General features: G+C 46.9%; 20 protein-coding genes. All 20 read left to right on the top strand.

Features of this window, described 5'->3' with window-relative positions; genetic code table 11:
- Window positions 1–20 precede the first annotated feature (20 nt).
- The 20 genes from K9H14_00995 (at window position 21) to gmd (ending at window position 21452) form a co-directional block, all read left to right on the top strand.
- Window positions 21–2303 carry a glycosyltransferase family 4 protein gene (locus K9H14_00995; GenBank protein MCG9478768.1) on the top strand — a complete coding sequence of 761 codons (2283 nt, stop codon included), beginning with the start codon at window positions 21–23 and terminating at the stop codon, window positions 2301–2303.
- 53 nt (window positions 2304–2356) lie between these two features.
- The gene (locus K9H14_00990) at window positions 2357–2755 is read left to right on the top strand and encodes an EamA family transporter (protein MCG9478767.1); all 399 of its coding nucleotides are present in this window, start codon (window positions 2357–2359) and stop codon (window positions 2753–2755) included.
- 35 nt (window positions 2756–2790) lie between these two features.
- A complete protein-coding gene (locus tag K9H14_00985) occupies window positions 2791–4161 on the top strand; it encodes a glycosyltransferase family 2 protein (GenBank protein MCG9478766.1) in 1371 nt (456 codons plus the stop codon).
- A 12-nt stretch (window positions 4162–4173) separates the two neighbouring features.
- Entirely contained in the window at window positions 4174–5772 is a 1599-nt protein-coding gene (locus tag K9H14_00980; protein MCG9478765.1) for a glycosyltransferase, read from the top strand.
- Window positions 5741–6664, top strand: coding sequence for a glycosyltransferase family 2 protein (locus tag K9H14_00975; GenBank protein MCG9478764.1), 924 nt, complete (start codon window positions 5741–5743; stop codon window positions 6662–6664). Before K9H14_00980 ends, K9H14_00975 begins: the two co-directional genes overlap by 32 nt.
- Entirely contained in the window at window positions 6651–7625 is a 975-nt protein-coding gene (locus tag K9H14_00970; protein MCG9478763.1) for a glycosyltransferase, read from the top strand. Before K9H14_00975 ends, K9H14_00970 begins: the two co-directional genes overlap by 14 nt.
- A gap of 161 nt (window positions 7626–7786) precedes the next feature.
- A complete protein-coding gene (locus K9H14_00965) occupies window positions 7787–7996 on the top strand; it encodes a hypothetical protein (protein MCG9478762.1) in 210 nt (69 codons plus the stop codon).
- 143 nt (window positions 7997–8139) lie between these two features.
- On the top strand, window positions 8140–9456 hold the full coding sequence (locus K9H14_00960) for an NAD(P)-dependent oxidoreductase (protein ID MCG9478761.1): 1317 nt from the start codon (window positions 8140–8142) through the stop codon (window positions 9454–9456).
- The gene (locus K9H14_00955; GenBank protein ID MCG9478760.1) at window positions 9449–10474 is read left to right on the top strand and encodes a polyprenyl synthetase family protein; all 1026 of its coding nucleotides are present in this window, start codon (window positions 9449–9451) and stop codon (window positions 10472–10474) included. The genes K9H14_00960 and K9H14_00955 overlap by 8 nt, the downstream gene beginning before the upstream one ends.
- Window position 10475: 1 nt before the next feature.
- Window positions 10476–11510 carry a type 2 isopentenyl-diphosphate Delta-isomerase gene (gene fni, locus K9H14_00950; GenBank protein MCG9478759.1) on the top strand — a complete coding sequence of 345 codons (1035 nt, stop codon included), beginning with the start codon at window positions 10476–10478 and terminating at the stop codon, window positions 11508–11510.
- Entirely contained in the window at window positions 11507–12511 is a 1005-nt protein-coding gene (gene hpnH, locus K9H14_00945; protein MCG9478758.1) for an adenosyl-hopene transferase HpnH, read from the top strand. Before fni ends, hpnH begins: the two co-directional genes overlap by 4 nt.
- Before the next feature lies 1 nt (window position 12512).
- Window positions 12513–13505 (top strand): NAD-dependent epimerase/dehydratase family protein, encoded by a 993-nt coding sequence (locus tag K9H14_00940; protein MCG9478757.1) that lies wholly within the window; start codon window positions 12513–12515, stop codon window positions 13503–13505.
- Complete coding sequence (gene shc / locus K9H14_00935) at window positions 13492–15405, top strand: squalene--hopene cyclase (GenBank protein ID MCG9478756.1); 1914 nt, start codon at window positions 13492–13494, stop codon at window positions 15403–15405. Before K9H14_00940 ends, shc begins: the two co-directional genes overlap by 14 nt.
- Before the next feature lie 14 nt (window positions 15406–15419).
- Entirely contained in the window at window positions 15420–15881 is a 462-nt protein-coding gene (locus K9H14_00930) for a DUF116 domain-containing protein (GenBank protein ID MCG9478755.1), read from the top strand.
- Window positions 15882–15890: 9 nt separating this feature from the next.
- Entirely contained in the window at window positions 15891–16778 is an 888-nt protein-coding gene (gene ispE / locus K9H14_00925; GenBank protein ID MCG9478754.1) for a 4-(cytidine 5'-diphospho)-2-C-methyl-D-erythritol kinase, read from the top strand.
- Complete coding sequence (locus K9H14_00920) at window positions 16775–17362, top strand: TetR/AcrR family transcriptional regulator (GenBank protein ID MCG9478753.1); 588 nt, start codon at window positions 16775–16777, stop codon at window positions 17360–17362. The genes ispE and K9H14_00920 overlap by 4 nt, the downstream gene beginning before the upstream one ends.
- Before the next feature lie 56 nt (window positions 17363–17418).
- A complete protein-coding gene (locus K9H14_00915) occupies window positions 17419–18306 on the top strand; it encodes a glycosyltransferase family 2 protein (GenBank protein ID MCG9478752.1) in 888 nt (295 codons plus the stop codon).
- Window positions 18307–18384: 78 nt separating this feature from the next.
- Window positions 18385–19338, top strand: coding sequence for a GDP-mannose 4,6-dehydratase (locus K9H14_00910; protein MCG9478751.1), 954 nt, complete (start codon window positions 18385–18387; stop codon window positions 19336–19338).
- Window positions 19339–19340: 2 nt separating this feature from the next.
- Window positions 19341–20456, top strand: a complete 1116-nt coding sequence (locus K9H14_00905) for an NDP-sugar synthase (GenBank protein MCG9478750.1) — start codon at window positions 19341–19343, stop codon at window positions 20454–20456.
- A 24-nt stretch (window positions 20457–20480) separates the two neighbouring features.
- Window positions 20481–21452, top strand: coding sequence for a GDP-mannose 4,6-dehydratase (gmd, locus tag K9H14_00900; protein ID MCG9478749.1), 972 nt, complete (start codon window positions 20481–20483; stop codon window positions 21450–21452).
- Window positions 21453–21460: the final 8 nt, after the last annotated feature.

Below are 21460 nucleotides of genomic sequence, written 5' to 3'. Positions count from 1 at the left end.
TTAAGACAGAAGGAATGATTATGGAAAAGAATATACCCAGGCTTTTAATAATATCACATGATGTAATCGGCTCACAGATGGCGGGACCGGGGATAAGGTTTTATGAATTTGCCCGGGTGATGTCCCGGTTTTGCGAGGTAACCCTGGCTACGCCCAACCGTATGGATATAAAGTCGGAAGGGTTCAGGGTAAGACAGTATAATAACAGGGATTACCGGACCCTTAAAAACCTTACCGATGATGCAGATATAATACTTATCCAGGGCCATATAATCTACTACTTTCCCTATCTGAAGAATTACAAGGGAAAGATAATAGTAGACCTTTATAATCCTTTTAACCTGGAAAGCCTGGAGATGTTTGCTGACCGGGATGTAGCAGAGAGGCTGAGGATTGATAAAAATAACTTAAATATTTTAAAACTGCAGCTGGCTATAGGGGATTTCTTTATCTGCGCCAGTGGAAAGCAGAGAGACTACTGGGTGGGCATGCTGAGTGCCATGGGCAGGATAAACCCCTACAGCTATGATGATGATAATACTTTAAGGAAGCTTATTGATGTAGTCCCCTTTGGTATTCCCTCTGAGGTTCCCCAGCATACTACGGAAATGAAATTAAAAGAGGTCATACCCAACTTAAGGGATGATGACAAGATAGCCCTGTGGGGAGGAGGTATCTGGAACTGGCTGGATCCCATTACCGCCATAAAAGCCATATGGGAGATTACCAGGCACAGGAAGGATATTAAACTGCTGTTTCTGGGAACCCGGCACCCTGATCCCAAGTTGCCCCAGATGAATAAATGCGTAGAGGCCATAAAGCTTTCCAAGGAGCTGGAATTGTATGGCCGGAACATATTTTTTAATGAATGGGCGCCCTATGACTTGAGGCAGGATTTTTTACTGGAATCGGATGTAGGCCTTTCCATACACCAGAAAAGAATTGAAACCGAGTATTCTTACCGTACCAGGGTAATAGATTATATCTGGGCCAGGCTGCCGGTAATAACTACTGAAGGAGATTCCATTGCCAAGATGGTTAAAAGATTCAATATCGGGGAAGTAGTAAGGTATCAGGATGCCCAGCAGCTGGCCAGGGTAATGGAGTCCATGCTTACCAATAACAGCTTAAAAGATATATACAAAAAAAACATGGATAAAATTGTGCCTTCGCTGTCCTGGGAGAGTGTGGCCAGGCCGATTATAGAATATTGCGAGAAAGCTGACTATGCCCGGGATAAGAAACAGATAATGAAGATGATAGATGACCAGAACAGCAAGATAGGCAAAGTGCTTAAAAACAACTTTGGCCACAGCAATAATATTTTAGCCATCACCTCGGAAAAATATGAAGATAAGCATATGCTGGACGAGAAAGCTCTGGGAAAGATTTTTTACCTGAAGGTACAGGATATTGCCGAGGGGCAGGAGGATTATGAACTGGATACAGTTGGCCTGCTGAAGGCAAAGATATCTTCCAGGACCAAATTTGACGGCATTATAATAAATAATGCTTTTGAAAACATAACTCCCAAATTTTTTCATGACCTGATCAATGTGCTCAATGATAAATTAAAAAGCGAAGGCCTGCTGTTTATATCCATTCCGGAGAATAAGGGACTGGCCGATTATTTCAGCCAGTCCAGCATGCAGGATAAGGCCAGGGCCACTATTGATGATTTTATGGCCTCCTATATTTTAAAAAATGCAGATTTTGAACTTATCCAGCAGGGAAGCTGGGAGAGGATAGAAGATCCGGAATACCAACCTGAAAAAGTTGTTCAGGACCTGTACGGCCAAAATGAATTATTTGAGCTTTTTGATATAAAATTTTCCCGGGAGGGCTTTAAAAAGCTTAAACTGCTGTCCGGCTTCGATATGCTGAATTCAGAGGAGCTGCTCAAGGACAAAAGCTTTAAGGGAAAGCTCAAGAAATACATGTATACGGTGGCCAGCCTTTATTTTGAGAATATAAGGAAAAGCTACAATGAATCCATGAAAAACTTAAACCATAACCTGCATGCACAGATTAACCGGGAAATAAACCAACTAAACCAGAAGAACCGGGAAAGGATGCTGCTCATATACTTTAATATATTCAAGGCCCTGCAGACCGAGATCAGCAAACTGGGTATGGATGCAGACCGGCTAAGGGAAATAGCAGAGGAAGGCATAGCCAAAAAACCTCATAAAAAATTGTCTATAGACCAGAGCCTGGAATCAATGCTGCTGGATTTTAAAAATATTGACCAGATTATAGGGCTAACTGTATCCAACCGGTTTTATCTGGCCAGAAAAATGTAGATTTTTATTTATAAATTTGTTATAAGGATATAAATAAAAAAGGCGTTTGATAAATGGACAGGGAGAAAGAAAAATTGAGTTTGGCAAAATCAGTAACCCTGATACTTATAAGCGTAGTTATAGCGGTAGGCGGCCAGATACTTCTAAAAATAGGAATGAACCGCATTGGCGCCCTTGATTTTAACGGCTTGGGCAGCCTGGCCCGGCTGTTTCTGGAAGTAGTCAAGAGCCCCACGGTATTGCTGGGGTTATTTTTGTATGTAATATCGGCAGCCCTGTGGCTTATAGTGCTGTCAGCGGTGGATTTAAGTTTTGCCTATCCCTTTATTGGGCTGACCTATGTGTTTGTGCTTATACTTTCTAAATTTATTTTAAAAGAGGATGTAAATCCTATTCGATGGGCAGGAGCTGCAATAATTACCATAGGGGTTGTTGTGCTCTCCAGAGGCTGAATTACCAACTTGGCTAGAAGAGGTGAAAGTATTAATTGGAAAAAGACGCAGACCCTTTATTATCGATTGTAACCGTTAATTTTAACGGTAAGGATTTTCTTTCCAGTCTTTTTGATTCCATATCCAATCTGAATTATTCCCGGGACAAACTTCAGGTAATAATGGTGGACAATGCTTCCACCGACGGCTCGGTTGACCTGGTAAAGGAAAAGTATCCTTGGGTGCAGATAGCGGCCCTGAAAAAAAACACCGGCTATGCCGGAGGAAATAATGAAGGTTTCAGGCTGGCCCGGGGCAAATACATCGCCCTTATAAATAATGACTGCGTGGTGGATCCCGACTGGGCCCGGGAAATGCTGGCCATATTCAGGGAATCCGGAGATGATTCAAAAATAGGGGCAGTGGGTTCCAAAGTGGTTTTTTACTTTCCCTACCTTCCCCTGGAGCTGGTTTCTGACAGCATAAACCAGAAGGGAAGATCCGGGCATGCCAGGAGGCTGGGAGTAAAGGTTTCAAAAATAATTATTGGCGGCCAGGGCCAGTGGGCCAACCGCAGCATTAAGTATATGGATGGGTTTTATCCCCCGCAGGGATCCTGGCAGTGGACTAACGGGGACGGGTATTTGGGCATACCCATAGCCGATCAGGACCAGGATTTAAAGCTGCAGCTAACCCTGTCTTCCTGCCTGGAATCCAACCGGCTTAAAATAGTAATAGGAGAAGAACTTTTAGAAGAGGTAGAGGTGGGCAGGGAAGAAAAGATTGTAGATCTGACTGTTCCCCAGCATTACTACCGGTACCAGAAAGACATTATAAATTCCTGCGGGGTTAAGGTTAACCATTCCCTTTATGCCCGGGAAAGGGGTTTTAACAGTTTTGATGAAGGTCAGTACAGCCGGGTGGAAGAGGTGTTCGGGCTAAGCGGCAGCAGTTTTATAGTGGACAGGGCCATGCTGGAGGATACCGGTTATTTTGACCCCGATTTTTTCACCTATTACGAAGATATAGATCTTTTCTGGAGGGCCAGGCTCAGGGGCTGGAAGCATTTCTTTGTGCCCAATTCGGTAGCCAGGCATTACCATTGCGGAACCGGCCGGGAATGGTCTTATGATTTTACCTATTATGTGTTGAGAAACCGGATGCTGGCCATTTTCAAGTGTGGCTGGTTTTCCTTATTGGCCAGGACCTGGCTGGCTTTTGCCGGCTCCATGGTTTACCATGGTGGCTATTATGGGTTTTTACTGCTGGCCGGAAGGAAACCCAACCGGGTGGATATACCCATAAGGGTAAAGCTGTTTTTTAAGTTTTTCTACCTGTTTGCGGCCTATCTGGGGGCCAGGGCCAGGATAAGGTTTTCGGCCGTGGTTAAGGATAAGCAGATTAAAAAATGGATGCGAAGTTTTTAGTCAGGATAGTTTATGGTAAAAATAGGAATTTATGACCGCTACCTTTCCACTATCGGGGGAGGGGAAAGATACAGCTGCAAGGCAGCGGAGATATTATCCCGGCAAAGTGGTTACCAGGTGCATCTGTTAACTGATCTGCACGCCAGCCTGGACCATATATCCGACCGGCTGGGCCTGGATCTGTCCGGAGTAGAGCTCAGGCACTTTCCCTTTATATCCCCCCATTACGCCCAGAAAATAACCAGCGGTTATGATTTATTTATAAATGCTACCTATCTGAGTTCCCTGCCTGCATACGGGAAGGCCAACCTGTATATCTGTTATTTCCCTACACCTTTTGATATAGATTTTGGGACGCTGCACCGTTTCCTGCTCCTGTTTCAGAAGCCGGCTACCTTAATGGTCCGGCTGGCAGAATCCCGGTGTTCAAGTTTCAAGGATATAGAGATAGAAGGTGGCCTCTATGAGCCCCAGCGGTTTTTGCTGGGCAGGGGCAGCTGGAGCAGCGGTTCTGCCCGGATAAAGTTCGGGGGGCCGGCGGTGGTGGGCATTAAGAATCCTGCTTCCAGCCCGCTGCAGCAGATGAAAGTAGAAGTTACTTACCTAACCGGCGGCCAGGCTAAAAGTACAGCCCTGCGCCTGCCCCGGGGCCAGTCTAAAAGCATTGACCTGGGAACGGGCCCGGTAGAGGCCAAAATAGACTCGGATACCTTTACCTTACCCGGCAAAGATACCCGGCAGCTGGGGGCAGTGGTTTATGAGCAGAGCCCCAAGAGTGTGGTAAAGAAGTTTTTGCTTAAATTAATCGGCTATATACCCCAGTTTGTTATCTCCTATCCCCGCAACCTTGATTTTCTGGATACCTATAAGGGGATAATAGCCATATCCCGGTACAGCCAGAAGTGGATAAGCAGGCTATGGAAAAGAAAGTCTCTGCTGCTTTTTCCTCCGGTAGAGGTGGAGCAGTTTAAGCCGGGTCCCAAGCAGGACATAATTCTCAGCGTGGGTAGGTTTTTCCCCGAGCACCACAACAAGAAACAGCTGGAGATGGTGCAGGCATTCAGGCAGCTGTGTGATGAATATCCCCAGCAGATGGAAGGCTACCGGCTTTATCTGGCCGGAGGCCTTTCAGAAAAAAAGGAGCACCAGGATTATGTGCAGAAGATAAAGCAGGAGGCGGAAGGCTACCCGGTAACGGTTATGGCCAATGCTGAATACGGCCGGCTGGTGGAGCTGTTCTCTACCGCCAGATTTTTCTGGCATGCTTCCGGGATGGGTGAAAGCGAGGCCAGGCACCCGGAAAAGTTTGAGCATTTTGGAATAACCACCGTGGAGGCCATGGCTGCCGGCTGCATACCTATTGTGATAAACAGGGGAGGCCAGAAAGAGATTATAAGGGACGGTATAGACGGGTATCTTTTTGACAGCATCAGCCAGCTTAAGAGTATAACCATAAAGGCGGTAACCGGCCAATTTGACCTTCAGTCCATGGCCTTAAAGGCCAGGGAAAGGGCCAGGATGTTCTCATCAGAAAATTTTACAAAAGAATTATTAAACCTGGTGGATAAGTATTTAAACCATGGATCTAAGCATAATAACTGTAAACTATAATAGCTGCCAGCACATAAGGCAGTGCATAGAAAGCACCCGGCACCTGGATGCAGGCTTAAGCTGGGAGATGCTGGTGGTAGACAACGGGTCGGTGGATGAAAGCATTGACTATCTGGACGGCCTGGCTGCCAGGATGCCCAGGATTAAGATTATAAAGGTGGGAAGCAACCGGGGCTTTGCCCATGCCTCTAACCTGGGGGCCACCTGGGCCAGGGGTAAATTCTTAATGTTCCTTAATCCTGATGCCCGGTTCAGCGGCAGGGGCATCTATAAATTAATAGAGTTTTACCTGGTTAAAAGCAAAAATGAAAAAGTGGGGGCAGTTGGCCCCAGGATAATTAACCCCGACGGCAGCCTGCAGTATAATGTACGAAGCTTTCCTGGTATATGGCGGCAGTTTCTGGAAAGCTGCTTTCTGTACCGGATAAAAGCTGTTCCTTTTTTTTCTTCTTATTTTCTCTCCTGGTGGGATCACCGCAGCATAAGGAAGGTAGACTGGATTTCCGGTGCCTGTCTGTTTATAGAAAAGGATAAATTTTTGGAGGCAGGGGGATTTGACTCCGGGTATTTTATGTACAGTGAAGATACCGAACTGTGCCTGCAGCTGGCCCGTAAAGGCTATAGCAATTATTACTTTCCCTTTTTTACCGTTATCCATACAGACAGCGGCATAGCATCCCGGGATATGGCCTTAAGGCTGTCCCAGGTATGGAAATCCAGGGTTATATATTTTACCAAAAATTACGGCCGGCCTTACAGCAGGGCAGTAAGCTGCCTGTACTTTCTGGGAATGCTGAACCGCGTATTTTTATCTTTTTTAACCGGCAAACCGCAAACAGCTGCCCAGTTTGGCCGGGCAATTAAATATTATTTTAACCATGGATATAAATAATAAGGCTATAAGAAAAAATACAGCATTCATAGCTACCGTATACAATGAAGCGGATACCATCCGACCCTTTCTGGAGAGCCTGGCCGGCCAGTCGGTACTGCCGGCAGAGATAGTAATAGTAGACGGGGGTTCTACCGACGGCACGGTTAAGATTATCAAATCCTGCTTTAGGGATTTTTCGCTGCCGGTAAGGGTTAATATCATCCAGGAGGAAGCTGGAATATCCCGGGGAAGAAATATTGCTATTAAAGCTGCCAGGTCAGAGGTTATATGCGTAAGTGATGCCGGCTGCATCCTGGACCGGGACTGGCTGGGTACCCTGGCCTCAAATGCCGGGCCCGATACTGTAGCTGGCGGCTATAGTGCAGCACTGGCCAACAGTTTCCTGGAAAGGTGCCTGGCCTCAGCAGTGGTAGTGCTGCCGCACCAGGTAAAAGAAGACCGGTTTATGCCCTCCTCCCGTAATGTATGTTTCTATAAATCAGCCTGGGAGCGGGTGGGCGGATACCCCCAGAATCTGGATTTCGGGGAAGACATGAAGTTTAACTTTTTTTTAAAAAACCAGGGCTACCGGATAAAATTTGTGCCCCGGGCAGTGGTCCGCTGGCTGATGAGAACCAGCCTGTCTTCCATATTTAAACAGTTTTTCCGCTATGCCAAGGGGGATGCCCTGGGGAGGATGTATACTTACCGCCATGGGTTAAGGATAGGGTCGGCAGCGGTATTTCTAGCCTTCCTGACCCTTATATTTACGGTAAGCTGGTGGTTTTTGCTTCCCCTGGCCCTGTTATTGCTGGTTTACTCCCGGCCTGCTTTCTTTAGGGTTGGCTATGTATTTGAGGGCCGGCGGTGCTGTAAAAAGGCAGCAGCCATAATGTTATTACCTTTTCTTCTTGCCTATATAGACTTGGCTAAACTGTGCGGATATTTTTATGGTCTGGCTATAAGACGGAGGATCTGAATACCGAATTTATTAACAAAAACAATATTAGAAATTTTATAATTTTATTATAGATATTAATCATATATTATGATATGATAAGTTCTGGTTATTTCTTTATAATTTAGTTATTAAAGTAATTAGAAAAATACAGAATATAAAAGCTTTTTGGGGGTGAACTAATGAGTGACATAAAAAGAATAGACACCAATGAGCTTCGGGTAAACTTAACCAAGTACCTTACGGAAAACTTGGGGGATACCATATATATTACAAGATACAACAAATTGGTGGCAGAACTTAGAGTTTACACTGAAGACATAAGAAGAAAGACTGAACTTAGAATTGCCAAGAAAATGATTGAGGCTGCCGAGAGAGAAAAAGGCAACTAATTTCTTCTAAGTAAAAGTAAAAAAATTATTCCAGTTGCCAGTCAGCTGGGATAATTTTTTACCATTTTAATTCTTGCTTTATTTTAATACATACCTTAAGATTGTATTTAATTATCTTTTGACTTATTTTAAGGCGGTAGTTAATGCTGGGCATAAACACTAGATTAAACCAATTAGCGCAACAGGGCCGGTCCATAAATATAGCTCTGGCCGGTATTGGCCAGATGGGCATAAGCCTGCTCTCCCAGATAAAAGATGTGCAGGGGATGAAAGTGGTAGCGGTAGCTAACCGCCATGCAGAATCCATATCCCGGAGGCTGGGCCAGCATGACCTGATCGAGGGCAAATCAGAAGTAATAAGTGCTGGCAGTATGGCCCCGGATAAAATGAAAGCGCAGGCCGAACTGGCAGCAAAAGAAAACCGGATGGTGTTTACTGACAGCCTGGAGCTTCTGACCTCGCTGGACCAGGTGGATATAGTTATGGATGCTACCGGGAGCCCCGAAGCAGGAGCAGCTATAAGCATGGCTGCCATAGAAAACAAAAAACACATGGTAAGCCTTAATGTGGAAGCGGACGTAACCGTGGGGCCCATGATTAAGAAACTGGCCAACAAAAAAGGCTTGGTTTACACTATCGGCGCCGGAGATGAGCCGGGAGCCTTAAAAGAACTTTATGATTTTGCTACCGCCCTGGGTTTTACAGTGGTGGCAGCAGGCAAGGGTAAAAACAATCCGCTGGACCGCAGCGCCAATCCCACTACCCTGGCCGATTACAGCAAAATGAAAGGTGCCAACCCCAGGATGATGACCTCGTTTGTGGACGGTACCAAATCCATGGAGGAGATGGCCTGTTTTTCCAATGCTACCGGGATACTGCCCGATGTGAGGGGCATGCATGGCCCCCAGGCCAATGTGGACCAGCTGACCAAAATTTTTGCTTCCCGGCAGCAGGGAGGAATACTTAACCGGGTTCCGGCAGTGGATTTTGCTATAGGGGATGTGGCCCCGGGAGTATTTCTGGTATATACCACCACCAACCAGGTACTTAAAGATGAACTTAAATACCTGTTGTTTGGCGACGGGCCCAATTATCTTCTGTACCGGCCCTATCATCTGGCCAGCATGGAGGTTCCCTTATCTGCAGCCCTGGCCTATTTTTACCAGCAGCCAACTATAACCCCCCTGGGTGCACCCCGTTCACAGGTGATAACTGTGGCCAAAAAGGACCTGGCCAAAGGGGAGTTTATTGACAGCATAGGCGGTTATACCGTTTACGGGCTCATAGAGGAATACCACAGGGCCAGGAGCCAGGATCTGATACCTCTGGGAATGGTGGAGGGTGCAGAGCTTACTGTGGACGTAGCCAAGGGACAGCCCATTACCTCAAAAATGGTAAATATTGATGAGCATACCCCGCTTTATAAATTAAGGAAAATGCAAGAACAGACCTATGGATAAATTGCCCCGGATTTTTAACCGTTACAAGCCCTATATAGAAGAGCAGCTTAAGAGCAGCCTTAAACCCAGGCAGCTTCCTTTCTATGACATGCTGAGATACCATATGGGATGGGTAGACAGCGAGGGCAGAGAGATTGAAGCCAGTGGAGGAAAGTATCTCCGGGCTACCCTGTGCCTGCTGGCCAGTGAAAGCTTAAGCTCGGATTTTAAGCCTGCCCTGCCCCTGGCAGAAGCCATAGAATACATACATAATTTTTCCCTGGTGCATGATGACATCCAGGATAATGATTTAATGCGCAGGCACAAGCCTACAGTATGGAGTATCTGGGGAAAACCCCAGGCCATAAATGCGGGCTCGGCTATGAGGATGGTAGCCAGCCTGGCAGTCCACAAATTAAATAATTACCATATAAGCTGCCAGCGCCAGATGAAGGCTGCATCCATTATGGACCGGGCATGCCTGAAAATGATTGAAGGCCAGTATCTGGATATAAGTTTTGAGCAGAAAAAAACCATAAGCCTGGATGACTACCTGGACATGATTGAAAAGAAGACTGCTGCTTTAATTGAAGCCAGCCTGATGATGGGGGCCTGCCTGCATACCCGGGGAGAAAAGCTTGAAGCCTTTGGCATGCTGGGTAAAAATCTGGGCCTGGCCTTTCAGATAAAAGACGACATACTGGGCATCTGGGGAAATGATAAAAAGACCGGCAAAAGCAGCGGAAGCGATATACTCAAGAAAAAAAAGTCAATGCCTGTGGTCTATCTTATGGAAAATGCCGGACCCAAAATAAGCAAGAGTTTAACCGATATTTATAACCAGGATGAGATTTCAACCAAAGATAAACAGATTATACTTTCCTATCTGGAACAGGCAGGAGCCAGGCAGTACTGCCAGGAGCAGGCCGATTACTATTATCTTAAGTCCCAGCAGGCATTGGAGGAGATACCCCTGGCCGGAGACACTAAAAAAGATTATCTGGAGATTTCAGAGTTTTTGGTAAAAAGAGAATTTTAAAATGGTTTCAAACAGCGACAGGAAACTGGAGCATCTTAATATAAGTCTGGGAAGCAAATACAATCTCAGGCAGGGAAGCAATGGGTTATCCGGTTACCGGTTTATCCACCAGGCCCTGCCCCAGGTTGATCTGGCCTCTATTGATGCCAGTACCAGTTTTCTGGGCAGAAAACTAAAACTGCCGCTGATGATATCCCCCCTGGTAGGGGGAATAGAGAAAAGCAGGGAGATAAACCGTAACCTGGCCCGGGTAGCCCAGAAGGCGGGCATAGTTATGGGGGTTGGTTCCCAGAGGACAGCTATCGAGGACGGTATGCCGGCAGAGACCTACCAGGTCAGGGACCTGGCCCCGGATATTCTGCTGCTGGCCAATTTGGGAGCGGTACAGCTGAACTACGGCTATGGGATAGACCAGTGCCGACAGGCAGTGGAAATGATAGCAGCAGACGGTTTGTGCCTGCACTTAAATGGCATGCAGGAGGCTTTCCAGAATGAGGGCAACCATGATTTTAGCCGGCTGGCAGAAAAGATTGGACAGATTTGCCGACAGGCCGACTTTCCGGTAATAGTCCGGGAAGTGGGATTTGGCATGGATGAAACCGCGGCCGGAAAACTGATAGAGGCCGGGGTTGCCGCTATAGATGTTGGAGGAAGCGGCGGCACCTCCTGGGTAAAAATAGAAAAAATAAGAAGCAGGGATGAAGTCTTGAAAAAGATAGCCTCACAGTTTAGCCGCTGGGGCATACCCACCGCCGATTCCATCATCAGAGTGAGGACGGCTTCAAAAAGTATCCCCCTTATAGCCTCCGGAGGCATAAGGAATGGCCTGGAAGCGGCCAAATGCATTGCCCTGGGTGCAGATGTGGCGGGTATAGGACTGCCGCTGTTAAGGGCTGTAAATGATTCAGTAGATTGCGCCCTGAACTTTATACATGAGATAGAAATGGGCTTGAGGATTGCCATGTTTGGCATAGGCGCAGCCGATATTTGGAGCCTTAAAAATACTAAGTACCTGATCAAGGAGGTTCCCAGTTGATTTATTCAGCCAGATTATCCATGCGGCTGGTTTCACATATAAGAAGAAATCTGGCCCGGGGCAACCAGAAATTTCCCTTTGTGCTTATGCTGGAGCCATTGTTTAAGTGTAACTTAAAATGCAAGGGCTGCGGAAGGATTAAAGAGTACAAAGATATATTTGACCAGACCATGGATACAGAACAATGCCTGGATGCGGCCCGGCAGGCTGGCGCTCCTATTGTATCGGTAACCGGGGGAGAGCCTCTGCTGCATCCACAGATAAAACAGATAGTAGAAGGCTTGCTGGATGAAGGGTACTTCGTGTATCTGTGCAGCAATGGACTGCTGATGGAGGGTTTTTTGGATGAAATAAAGCCCCATCCAGGGTTGAGCCTGGTAATACATCTGGACGGGCTCAAGCAGACCCATAACCACATGGCGGGAAATATAAATGTTTTTGACACGGCGGTAGCAGCCATAAAAAAGGCCAAGAAGCAGGGGTTTGCGGTAAGGACCAATACCACCGTGTACAACCAGAGCAATATAGAAGAGATAACCGGTCTGTTCAGGCAGCTGAAAGAAATAGGCACAGACGGGATAATGGTTTCCCCCGCTTTCAGTTATAAGGAAGTGGAGGATGATATATTTTTACCCCGGGAAAAAACTTACCGGCTGTTTAAGGCCATATACAGCAATCTTGATTCCATAAGATTATACAATACCCCCATCTACTGGGATTTTCTCCAGGGCAAAAGGGAGCTGGACTGTGTACCCTGGGCTAACCCCACGGTTAATCCCCGGGGCTGGAAGAGTCCCTGCTACCTTATAACCGACAAACATTATCCCAGTTACCGCCAGCTTATAGAACAAACCCCCTGGGACAGGTATGGCAGAGGCAGGGATCCCCGATGCGAGCACTGTATGGTGCACAGCGGTTATGAGGCCAGCTCCATTCTGGGCAAGAAGAATTTTTCGGATATGCTCAAACTGGCAAAATGGAATTTTACCGGGAGAAAATAATATGAAGGCGCTGGTTACCGGGGCTACCGGTTTTATAGGCAGCCATGTGGCAGAAAAACTGATACAGGAGGGATTTGAGGTAAGGGTGCTGGTCAGGCAGCAGAGCAGCCAGCGTAATTTGGAGAACCTTGAGGTTGAATTGTGTTATGGCGACCTTACCCATAAACAGTCTCTGGCTCAGGCGGTTAAAGGCTGCGATGCGCTGTTTCATGTGGCCGCCTCCTACAGTTTCTGGTGCAGGGATGCAAGGCTTCCCTACCAGGTTAATGTGGAAGGTACTAAAAATATTATGGAAGCAGCCCTGCAGGCGGGGGTTAAAAAAATTGTTTATACCAGCAGCGAGTCTACTATTGCCATAGACAAAAATATGTCCCTGGGAGTAGAGGGCAGGCTTAACCGGCCCCAGGATGTGTACAGCCATTACAAAAGATCCAAGGTCCTGGCGGAGATGGAAGTGGCCAAATTATGCCAGCAGGGCTGGCCTATTGTGATTGTAAACCCTACTGCCCCCATAGGCGCCAGGGATATCAAGCCTACCCCCACCGGTAAGATTGTGCTTGATTTCTTAAACGGGGGCATGCCCGCCTATGTCAATACCGGTCTTAATGTTATTGATGTGGAGGATGTGGCTTACGGGCATGTACTGGCCTACCACCAGGGGAAGTACGGCCAGAGTTATATACTGGGAAATGAGAATATGACCCTAAAACAGATCCTGGAAACAGTGGCTGCTATTTCCGGCAGGAAGCCGCCAAAGACCCAGATACCTTTCTGGGTGGCTATGGGTGCGGCATGTGCCGATCAGTTTATAAGCGGCAAAATATTGAAAAGGCATCCAAAGATTCCTCTGGCTGCGGTAAAAACTGCTGCCAAAAAGAGGTTCTTTGATTGCAGTAAAGCCAGGGAAGAGCTGGGGCTGAAACCGGGCCCGGTGCAACAGGCTTTTGTTAAATCCATTAACTGGTTTAAGGAGGAGGGCTATGTTAGGCCTTGATACCGAGAAGATATCAGACCATATAGAGAGGTCCCAGGGCTACCTGTTGTCCCGCCAGGATGAGGAAGGATACTGGATAGGTCTGCTGGAGGCAGACGTTTCAGTGGTAAGCGGTTTTATACCTCTGATAAGGTTTTTAGGAATAGAGAATCTGGGCAAGGAAAAGAAGGCTCTGGCCTATCTTTTAGATCATCAGAACAGCGACGGTTCCTGGAGCATGTTCTATGGGGGAAAGGGAAGCCTGGATGTTACCATACAGACTTATTTCGGGCTTAAATTTTTGGGCCTGGAGCCGGATAACGGACAGATGTCCAGGGCCAGGAAGTTCATACTGGACCAGGGAGGCATAGAGGCCGCCAACACCTATACCAAAATAATTCTGGCGCTTTTTGGCCAGTACAGCTGGAAGGCCATACCGGAGATACCCCCGGAGATAATTTACCTTCCCCGGTGGTTTCCCATAAATATATATGATTTTGCCAGCTGGACCAGGTCTACCATTATGGCTTTTTCCATAATAATAGCCAAGAAACCGGTGCACCGCCTTTCCCCAGGCCAGACCGTTTTTGAGCTGTACCGGGATAAGAACAAGATTAAGAATCCTGATTCATACAGCAGTCCCCATCTTTATTCACTGGGTAATTTATTCTTGTTGTTTAACCGGGCCTTTAAAGTATGGGACCGGCTGCCCAAGAAATTCAAGATAGGCCGCCAGCCGGCCATAAAAAAGGTGGAAAAATGGATTATAGAGCGCCAGGAGAATGACGGCAGCTGGGGAGGAATAATGCTTCCGTGGCTGTTTTCACTGATAGCTTTAAACATACAGGGATACAGCAGCAGCCATCCGGTTATGGCCAAAGGATTGAAGGGCCTGGATGACTTTATTGCCGAGGGGTCCAGGCATATTGTACTGCAGCCGGCCACCTCGCCGGTATGGGATACCGCCTGGGCGGTTATTGGTCTAAGGGATTCTGGCATAGATGCTGATGCCCCCCAGATTTTAAAGGCGGAAGAATGGCTGTTGGCCAAGCAGGTTACCGAGGAAGGGGACTGGAAGGTGAATAATCCCCGTACCAGCCCTGGCTGCTGGTCTTTTGAATTTGAAAACAAGTATTACCCGGATATAGACGACACCGCTATAGTCAGCATGGCTTTAAGCCTGTCTGGAAAAGATCCGGACTACAAACAGCAGGCTGTCAGCCGCGGTATTGACTGGGTGCTGGACATGCAGAACAAGGACGGGAGCTGGGCTGCTTTTGACCGGGACAACAATAAGAGGATCTTGAGAGATATTCCTTTTGCCGATTTTATTACCCCCCTTGATTTTGGCAGTCCGGATATAACTGCCCATGTGCTCTGGGTGTTGGCCAGGCTGGGCTATACCGGCGAAATCGGCCCCATAGCCCGGGCCTTAAGATATTTAAAGAGATCCCAGGAACCAGACGGAAGCTGGTATGGCCGGTGGGGCGTAAATTATATTTACGGTTCCAGCAAGGTGCTTCAGGCAACTGCTGCTCTGGGTCTGGATAACACCAGCAGCATAACCAAAAATATTGCAAAAGCTGTCGACTGGTTTATCATGATACAGAATGATGACGGCGGCTGGGGTGAAAGCTGTCAGTCTTATGAAGCCGGATGTTACCAGCCCCTGGGCAAGAGCACTGCTTCCCAGACTGCCTGGGCCCTGCTGGGCCTTATGGCCTCCAGGGGCTTATGCAGCCAGGTGGACAGGGGTATAGATTACCTTATATCTTCCCAGAATGAGGATGGCAGCTGGAGTGAAAAATATTATACCGGAGGAGGTTTCCCCCGGGCTTTCTATTTAAAATATGAGCTCTATAAAGATTATTTTCCTCTTATGGCTCTGGCAGAGTACAGGAAATTAAAAAATAATAAGTAATGGGGGCGGATAATATGGAAAAACAAGATATGAAAACCGGCAGAAGCCATAAGGAAGAAAACCTGGCCGCTATCAGTCCCCGGGACAGGGTGCTGCTTATATCCCATTGTTTGAGGCCCTCCCAGCTATGCGGGGCCAGGGTGGGAAAACAGGGACTGGAATGCAGGGATGACTGCCCCAACCGGTGCACTATTGGAAGATTAAGGATACTAGCCCAAGAGCTGGGCTATAAAGGGGTATGCATTGCCCCGGGAGGGTCCATGGCCTTAAAGTATATAAAGAAAAAAAAGCCCAAGGGGATAGTAGCCATTGCCTGCTACAAGGAACTGGAGGAAGGGGTATGCGCGGTAGCAGATACCCTCAGCCAGTATAAGATAAGGAAGCTGCCGGTGATAGTCACCATGCCCCTTACCAAGGATGGATGTGTGGATACCGAAGTGGATGAAGAAGAAGCGGAAAGGATTATAAGGTTGTAGGTTATGGGTATGATATGTGAAATAGCTCCGGCAAAGGTAAACCTGACCCTGGAAATTATAGGTAAAAGGAATGACGGCTATCATGATATTGAATCGGTAATGCAGACTATTGATATATGTGATGTTTTGACTTTCTGGGAAAATGACTGGATTCAGGTGGTACCCGAATATTCAGGCCTCCCTGAAAAAGATATGCTTTTCGGGGAGGATAATAACAATTATTTATTTGATAACCTGGTATACCGGGCAGCACTGCTGCTCAAGCAGGAAACAGGTTACCCCGGAGGAGCATTGATACAGCTTAGAAAGAACATACCTTCAGCTGCTGGTCTGGGAGGGGGCTCCAGCGATGCTGCTGCAACCCTGAGGGGCCTGAACCAGTTATGGAAACTGGGGCTCACCCTGGAGGAACTGCTGGGGCTGGGAGCTAAAATAGGGTCGGATGTCCCCTACTTTATATACGGGGGCACCTGTATGGTTAAGGGAAGGGGAGAAAAGGTAGAGAAACTGGAGGCGGTGGACACCAAGTGGATGGCAGTAATACTGCTGCCATTGAGTATGCCCAATAAAACAGCCAGGCTCTATTCCTATATAAATTCCGGCCATTACACCGGAGGAGAATACAGCAATAAACTTCTGGGCAAGATTACCAGGCAGTCGGGCAATAATTTCCAGGCCGGCCTGTTCAATGTGTTTGAGCTGGTATATGAGCGGGAGTTTGAGAAGTTTGGCTACTGGATGGATAAACTCAAATCGCTGGGCATAACCCCCCTGCACCTTGCCGGAAGCGGCCCTGCCGTATATTACGTATCTTCTTACCGGGAAAAGGTAAGGGATAAAATTAAGCTGCTGAAAGGCAGCGAACTTAGCAATTATGTAGCCAGGACGGTACCATGACCCAGGAACAGAGAAGGATAGATACCCGGAGCAGCATCATAAGCGCTGCAGCAGAGGTATTTTCAGACAAGGGATTTAATGAAAGCGGGGTTGAGGACATATGCAGCCAGGCGGGTATAAGCAAGGGCGCTTTCTACCACCATTTTAAAAGCAAACAGCAGCTTATGCTTATACTGATGGATAAATGGATAGAGGAAGTGGCCCGGCAGATAGGCCCCATAGAAGAAGGCCAGGTCAACTTTTTGGAGCTGCTTATGAGCCTGCCTGAATCCATGAAACCGGCCTTTACCAAAGTGAAGGGCCAGCTTAACCTGTTCTTAGAGCTTTATGTTAAAGGGTTAAGCGATCCCCAGCTTAACTCCATAAGCCGGAGGACCCATGAGAAGTTCACATCTTTTTTTAGTTACGTGGTAGAACAGGGAATAAAGCAGGGATCTATAAGAAAAGTAAACGTAGAGGACTGTTCCAAGACCCTTTTTTCCCTTACCATAGGGTTTATGGTACAGGGAATGCTTGATCCCCACAGCACCGACTGGGCCAAACTGGCAAAGGAAAGCATTGGTTTGCTTCTGGCTCCAAGTTGATTATGGCGGTAGCGGCCTAAATATATTAAAATACAGTAAAAAAGATTATTGCACTATTGCCAGAAAACAAAGAAAAAACTAAACTGCTGATAAGCATAGTCAGTTACAACAGCCTTAACTATGTGCTAGATTTACTGCAATCAATAAAAGAAAACCCGCCTGGATTCAGCTGCAGGACGGTGGTGGTGGACAATGCTTCCAGCGATGGCACTGCAGAATATATAAGCAGCCGCTACCGGTGGGTAGAGCTGATAGCCGGTACTGAAAATATAGGTTTTGCTGCTGCCAACAACAAGGTTGTTAAAGCATTTGATTCAGATTATATAATCCTTATAAACAGCGACTGCCAGGTTTACCCCGGTGCTGTGAAAGGTTTGATTGATTTTTTGGAAAGCCAGGAGGAAGCAGCTATAGCCGGGCCAAAAATCATAAACAGCGATGGCACCCTGCAGCCCTCCTGCCGCAGGTTTCCCTCCATGTTCAATGCCGCTTTGCACAGTCTGCTGGTAGCGGTTTATCCCAATAACCCTTTTACCAGAGGCTATAAGCTGGAAGGAATGGATAAAAGCAGACCGTTGACTGTGGACTGGGTGTCAGGGTCCTGCATGGCTATCCGCAGGCAGGCCTTAGACCAGGTGGGGCTGCTGGATGAAAAGTATTTTATGTATGTAGAAGATCTGGACCTGTGCTACCGTATGTGGAAAAAGGGATGGAAGGTTTACTATTATCCTTACAGCCAGGTTCTTCACCATGTGGGGGGCAGCAGCCGGGGCAGGGATATAAGGGCATCTTTCAGGATGCAGAAAAGCGTATTCTATTTCTACTTAAAGCATCATCGGAATAACTGGAGGGTAATTTTTCTCCCCCTTCTTCTGATGGTTCTGGTACTCAGGTTTTTGTTTACTTTTTTTAAAAAAATATTTACAAAATCATCCGGTGTTTAATTTTAGTTTGTATAGTTTGCTTTTTATATTAAAATGGTTTATATATTTTTCAGGCTACAGATTTAGGAGTATTTACTTTTGAATATAATAATAACCGGGGCAGCGGGTTTTGTGGGCAGGCATCTGGCCGGGCTGCTGCTAGAACAAAATCACAAGATTTTAGGAATAGATATAAATCCAGACAATATAGATTCCCGGATTCAGTCCAGAGATATTGACCTGACCAGCGGAGATAAAGTGGACGGCCTGATAGAAGAGTTTAAGCCGGACCGGATCTACCATCTGGCTGCCCAGGCATCGGTATCCCATTCCTGGGAAAACCCCATAGATACTTTCAGCACCAATGTGTTCGGGGGTGTAAACCTGCTCAATTCGGTCAAAAGGCATAGACCCGGCTGCCGGGTGCTGGCGGTATGTACCGCAGAGGAGTACGGGGAACCGGACCAGCAGCAGGCCATAGATGAAAAGTTTCCTATCTTTCCCCAGAATCCCTATGCCATAAGCAAGGCAGCCCTTGATTTTTTTGCTCTTACCTACAGCAAGGCTTACCGGCTAAATGTACTGGTTACCCGTTCTTTTAACCATATGGGCCCCGGCCAGTCGGACAGATTTGTATGCAGTGACTTTGCCCGGCAGATAGCCGGAATAGAGCAGGGCAGAACCGATCCGGTAATAAAGGTGGGTAATCTGGAGGCATACCGTGATTTTCTGGATGTCAGGGATGTGGTGGCCGCTTACATTTCGATCCTGGAAAAAGGGAAAAATGGCCAGGCATACAATGTATGCAGCGGCAAGAAGATAAAAATAGCGGATATACTGGGAACACTTATAGGGCTGAGTACTGCCAGTGACCGTATTGAGGTAAAGATAGATGAAAAAAAATTCAGGCCCATAGATATACCCTCTATATATGGGGACAACAGCAGGCTTAAGGCTGATACCGGCTGGCAGCCCGGCTACCGGCTTGAACAATCGCTTGCAGATACCCTGAACTGGTGGAGAGATAAAGTAAAAAAAGAGGAGAGGAGCTAAAAGTGAAAGCAGTAATACTGGTAGGAGGTAAGGGAACCAGGCTGAGACCGATTACTTACCTGAACCCCAAACCCATGCTTCCATTGGTAAACCGACCCTTTATGCACAACTTTATAGACAGGCTTAAATCCCATGGTATAAAAGATATCATTTTTTCCACCGGTTACCTGCCCTCTGTGTTCAAGAATTATTTTGGCGACGGTTCCAGGCTGGGAGTAAATATAACCTATGTAGTAGAAGACAGCCCGCTGGGAACCTGCGGCGCGGTAAAGAATGTAGAAAAATATCTGGGAGGAGAAAGATTTATGGTGTTTAACGGAGACATTCTTACCTCCCTGAACCTTACAGATATGATAGGTTACCATGAGCAGAAGAAGTCAGATATAACCATCTCCCTTACTCCGGTAGAGGATCCTTCCGCCTATGGGCTGGTACCTATTGACAAAGACGGAAGGGTTACAGAGTTTCTGGAAAAACCCAGTGAGGAAGAAATAACCACCGACCTTATCAATGCCGGCACCTATATCATAGAGCCCCGGGTAATGGATATGGTTCCGGAAGGAGTCAATTATTCCTTTGAGCGAGGCCTGTTTCCCAAGGCCCTGGCTGAAGGATACAATATTTACGGCTTCCGTTCCGAGACCTACTGGCTGGACGTGGGAACTCCGGAAAAATATCTGGCCGCCCATCATGACATTCTGGACCAGAAGATTGATTTTGATTTTCCCTATCCCCGGAAGAAACCCGGTATCTATATTGCCGACAAGGCCAAGTACGATGATTCCAATTTTGCTTCCGGGCCAGTGGTAATCGGCCATGGCACCATAATTGAGCCGGGAGCCAGAATTCTTCCCCTCACGGTTATAGGGGATAACTGCTATATAAGCGCAGGGGCAGAAATTTCCGGCAGCATATTATTTAACAACTGCAGGGTGGGCAAGGATTCAGTAATAAAGAATTCCATATTATCCAAAAATGTAAAAATAAATGAAAATGTCAGGGTGGAAGGCATTTCTTTAATCGGGGACAACAGTGTAATTGCTAAAAACAATGTACTTAAAAATGGAATAAAGATCTGTATAAATTCCAGGATACAATCAGGCCAAATACAATTCTAATTGATTTAAAACTAAAAGCGAGAGGTGAACAAATTGAGAGCATTGATTACCGGCATAACCGGCCAGGACGGTTCTTATCTGGCAGAACTTCTATTGGACAAGGGATACGAAGTTTATGGGATGATAAGGAGGTCTTCGGTAGAAAACCTGTACAGGATTGAACATATTAAGCATAAGATAAAATTTGTGCAGGCAGACCTTTTGGACCAGCTTTCTATTGTTAATGCCATAAAAGAATCTGATCCTGATGAAATCTACAACCTGGCAGCTATGTCTTTTGTTCCCACCTCCTGGAAACAGCCGGTGCTTACCGGAGAATTTACCGGGCTGGGGGTTACCAGGATGCTGGAAGGATTAAAAAATATGGGTAAGGATATAAAGTATTACCAGGCATCCAGTTCAGAGATGTTTGGCAAGGTCAGGGAGGTACCCCAGAATGAGGATACTCCTTTTTACCCCCGGAGCCCTTATGGGGTGGCCAAAGCTTACGGTCATTATATAACCGTTAATTACCGGGAAAGCTATGACCTGTTTGCCTGCTGCGGAATCCTGTTTAACCATGAATCACCCCGCAGGGGGCTTGAATTTGTAACCAAGAAGGTAACCGATGGGGTGGCCAGGATAAAGTTAGGGCTGTCCGATGCCCTTTACCTGGGCAACCTGGATTCCAAGAGAGACTGGGGTTATGCCCGAGATTATGTGCAGGCCATGTGGATGATGCTGCAGCAGGACAGTCCTTCTGACTATGTGGTATCCACCGACCACACCCATACGGTAAAAGAATGGGTGGAGGCTGCCTTCAGCTGTCTTGACCTGGACTGGGAAAAATATGTAAAAGTTGACCCCCGGTTTTTGCGTCCGGCCGAGGTTGATCTCCTGGTGGGCGACTCTTCAAAAGCCAGGGAGGTTCTGGGCTGGAAGCCGGAGGTAGATTTTGAGCAGCTGGTTAAAATAATGGTAGAGTATGATTATAATAGGTTAAAAAAACTAGTATAGAAAGTATT

The sequence above is a fragment of the Actinomycetes bacterium genome, assembly GCA_022396035.1.
In the GTDB taxonomy this organism is placed as follows: Bacteria; Actinomycetota; Humimicrobiia; order Humimicrobiales; family Humimicrobiaceae; genus Halolacustris.
This window is presented reverse-complemented; position numbering and strand designations above follow the sequence as displayed.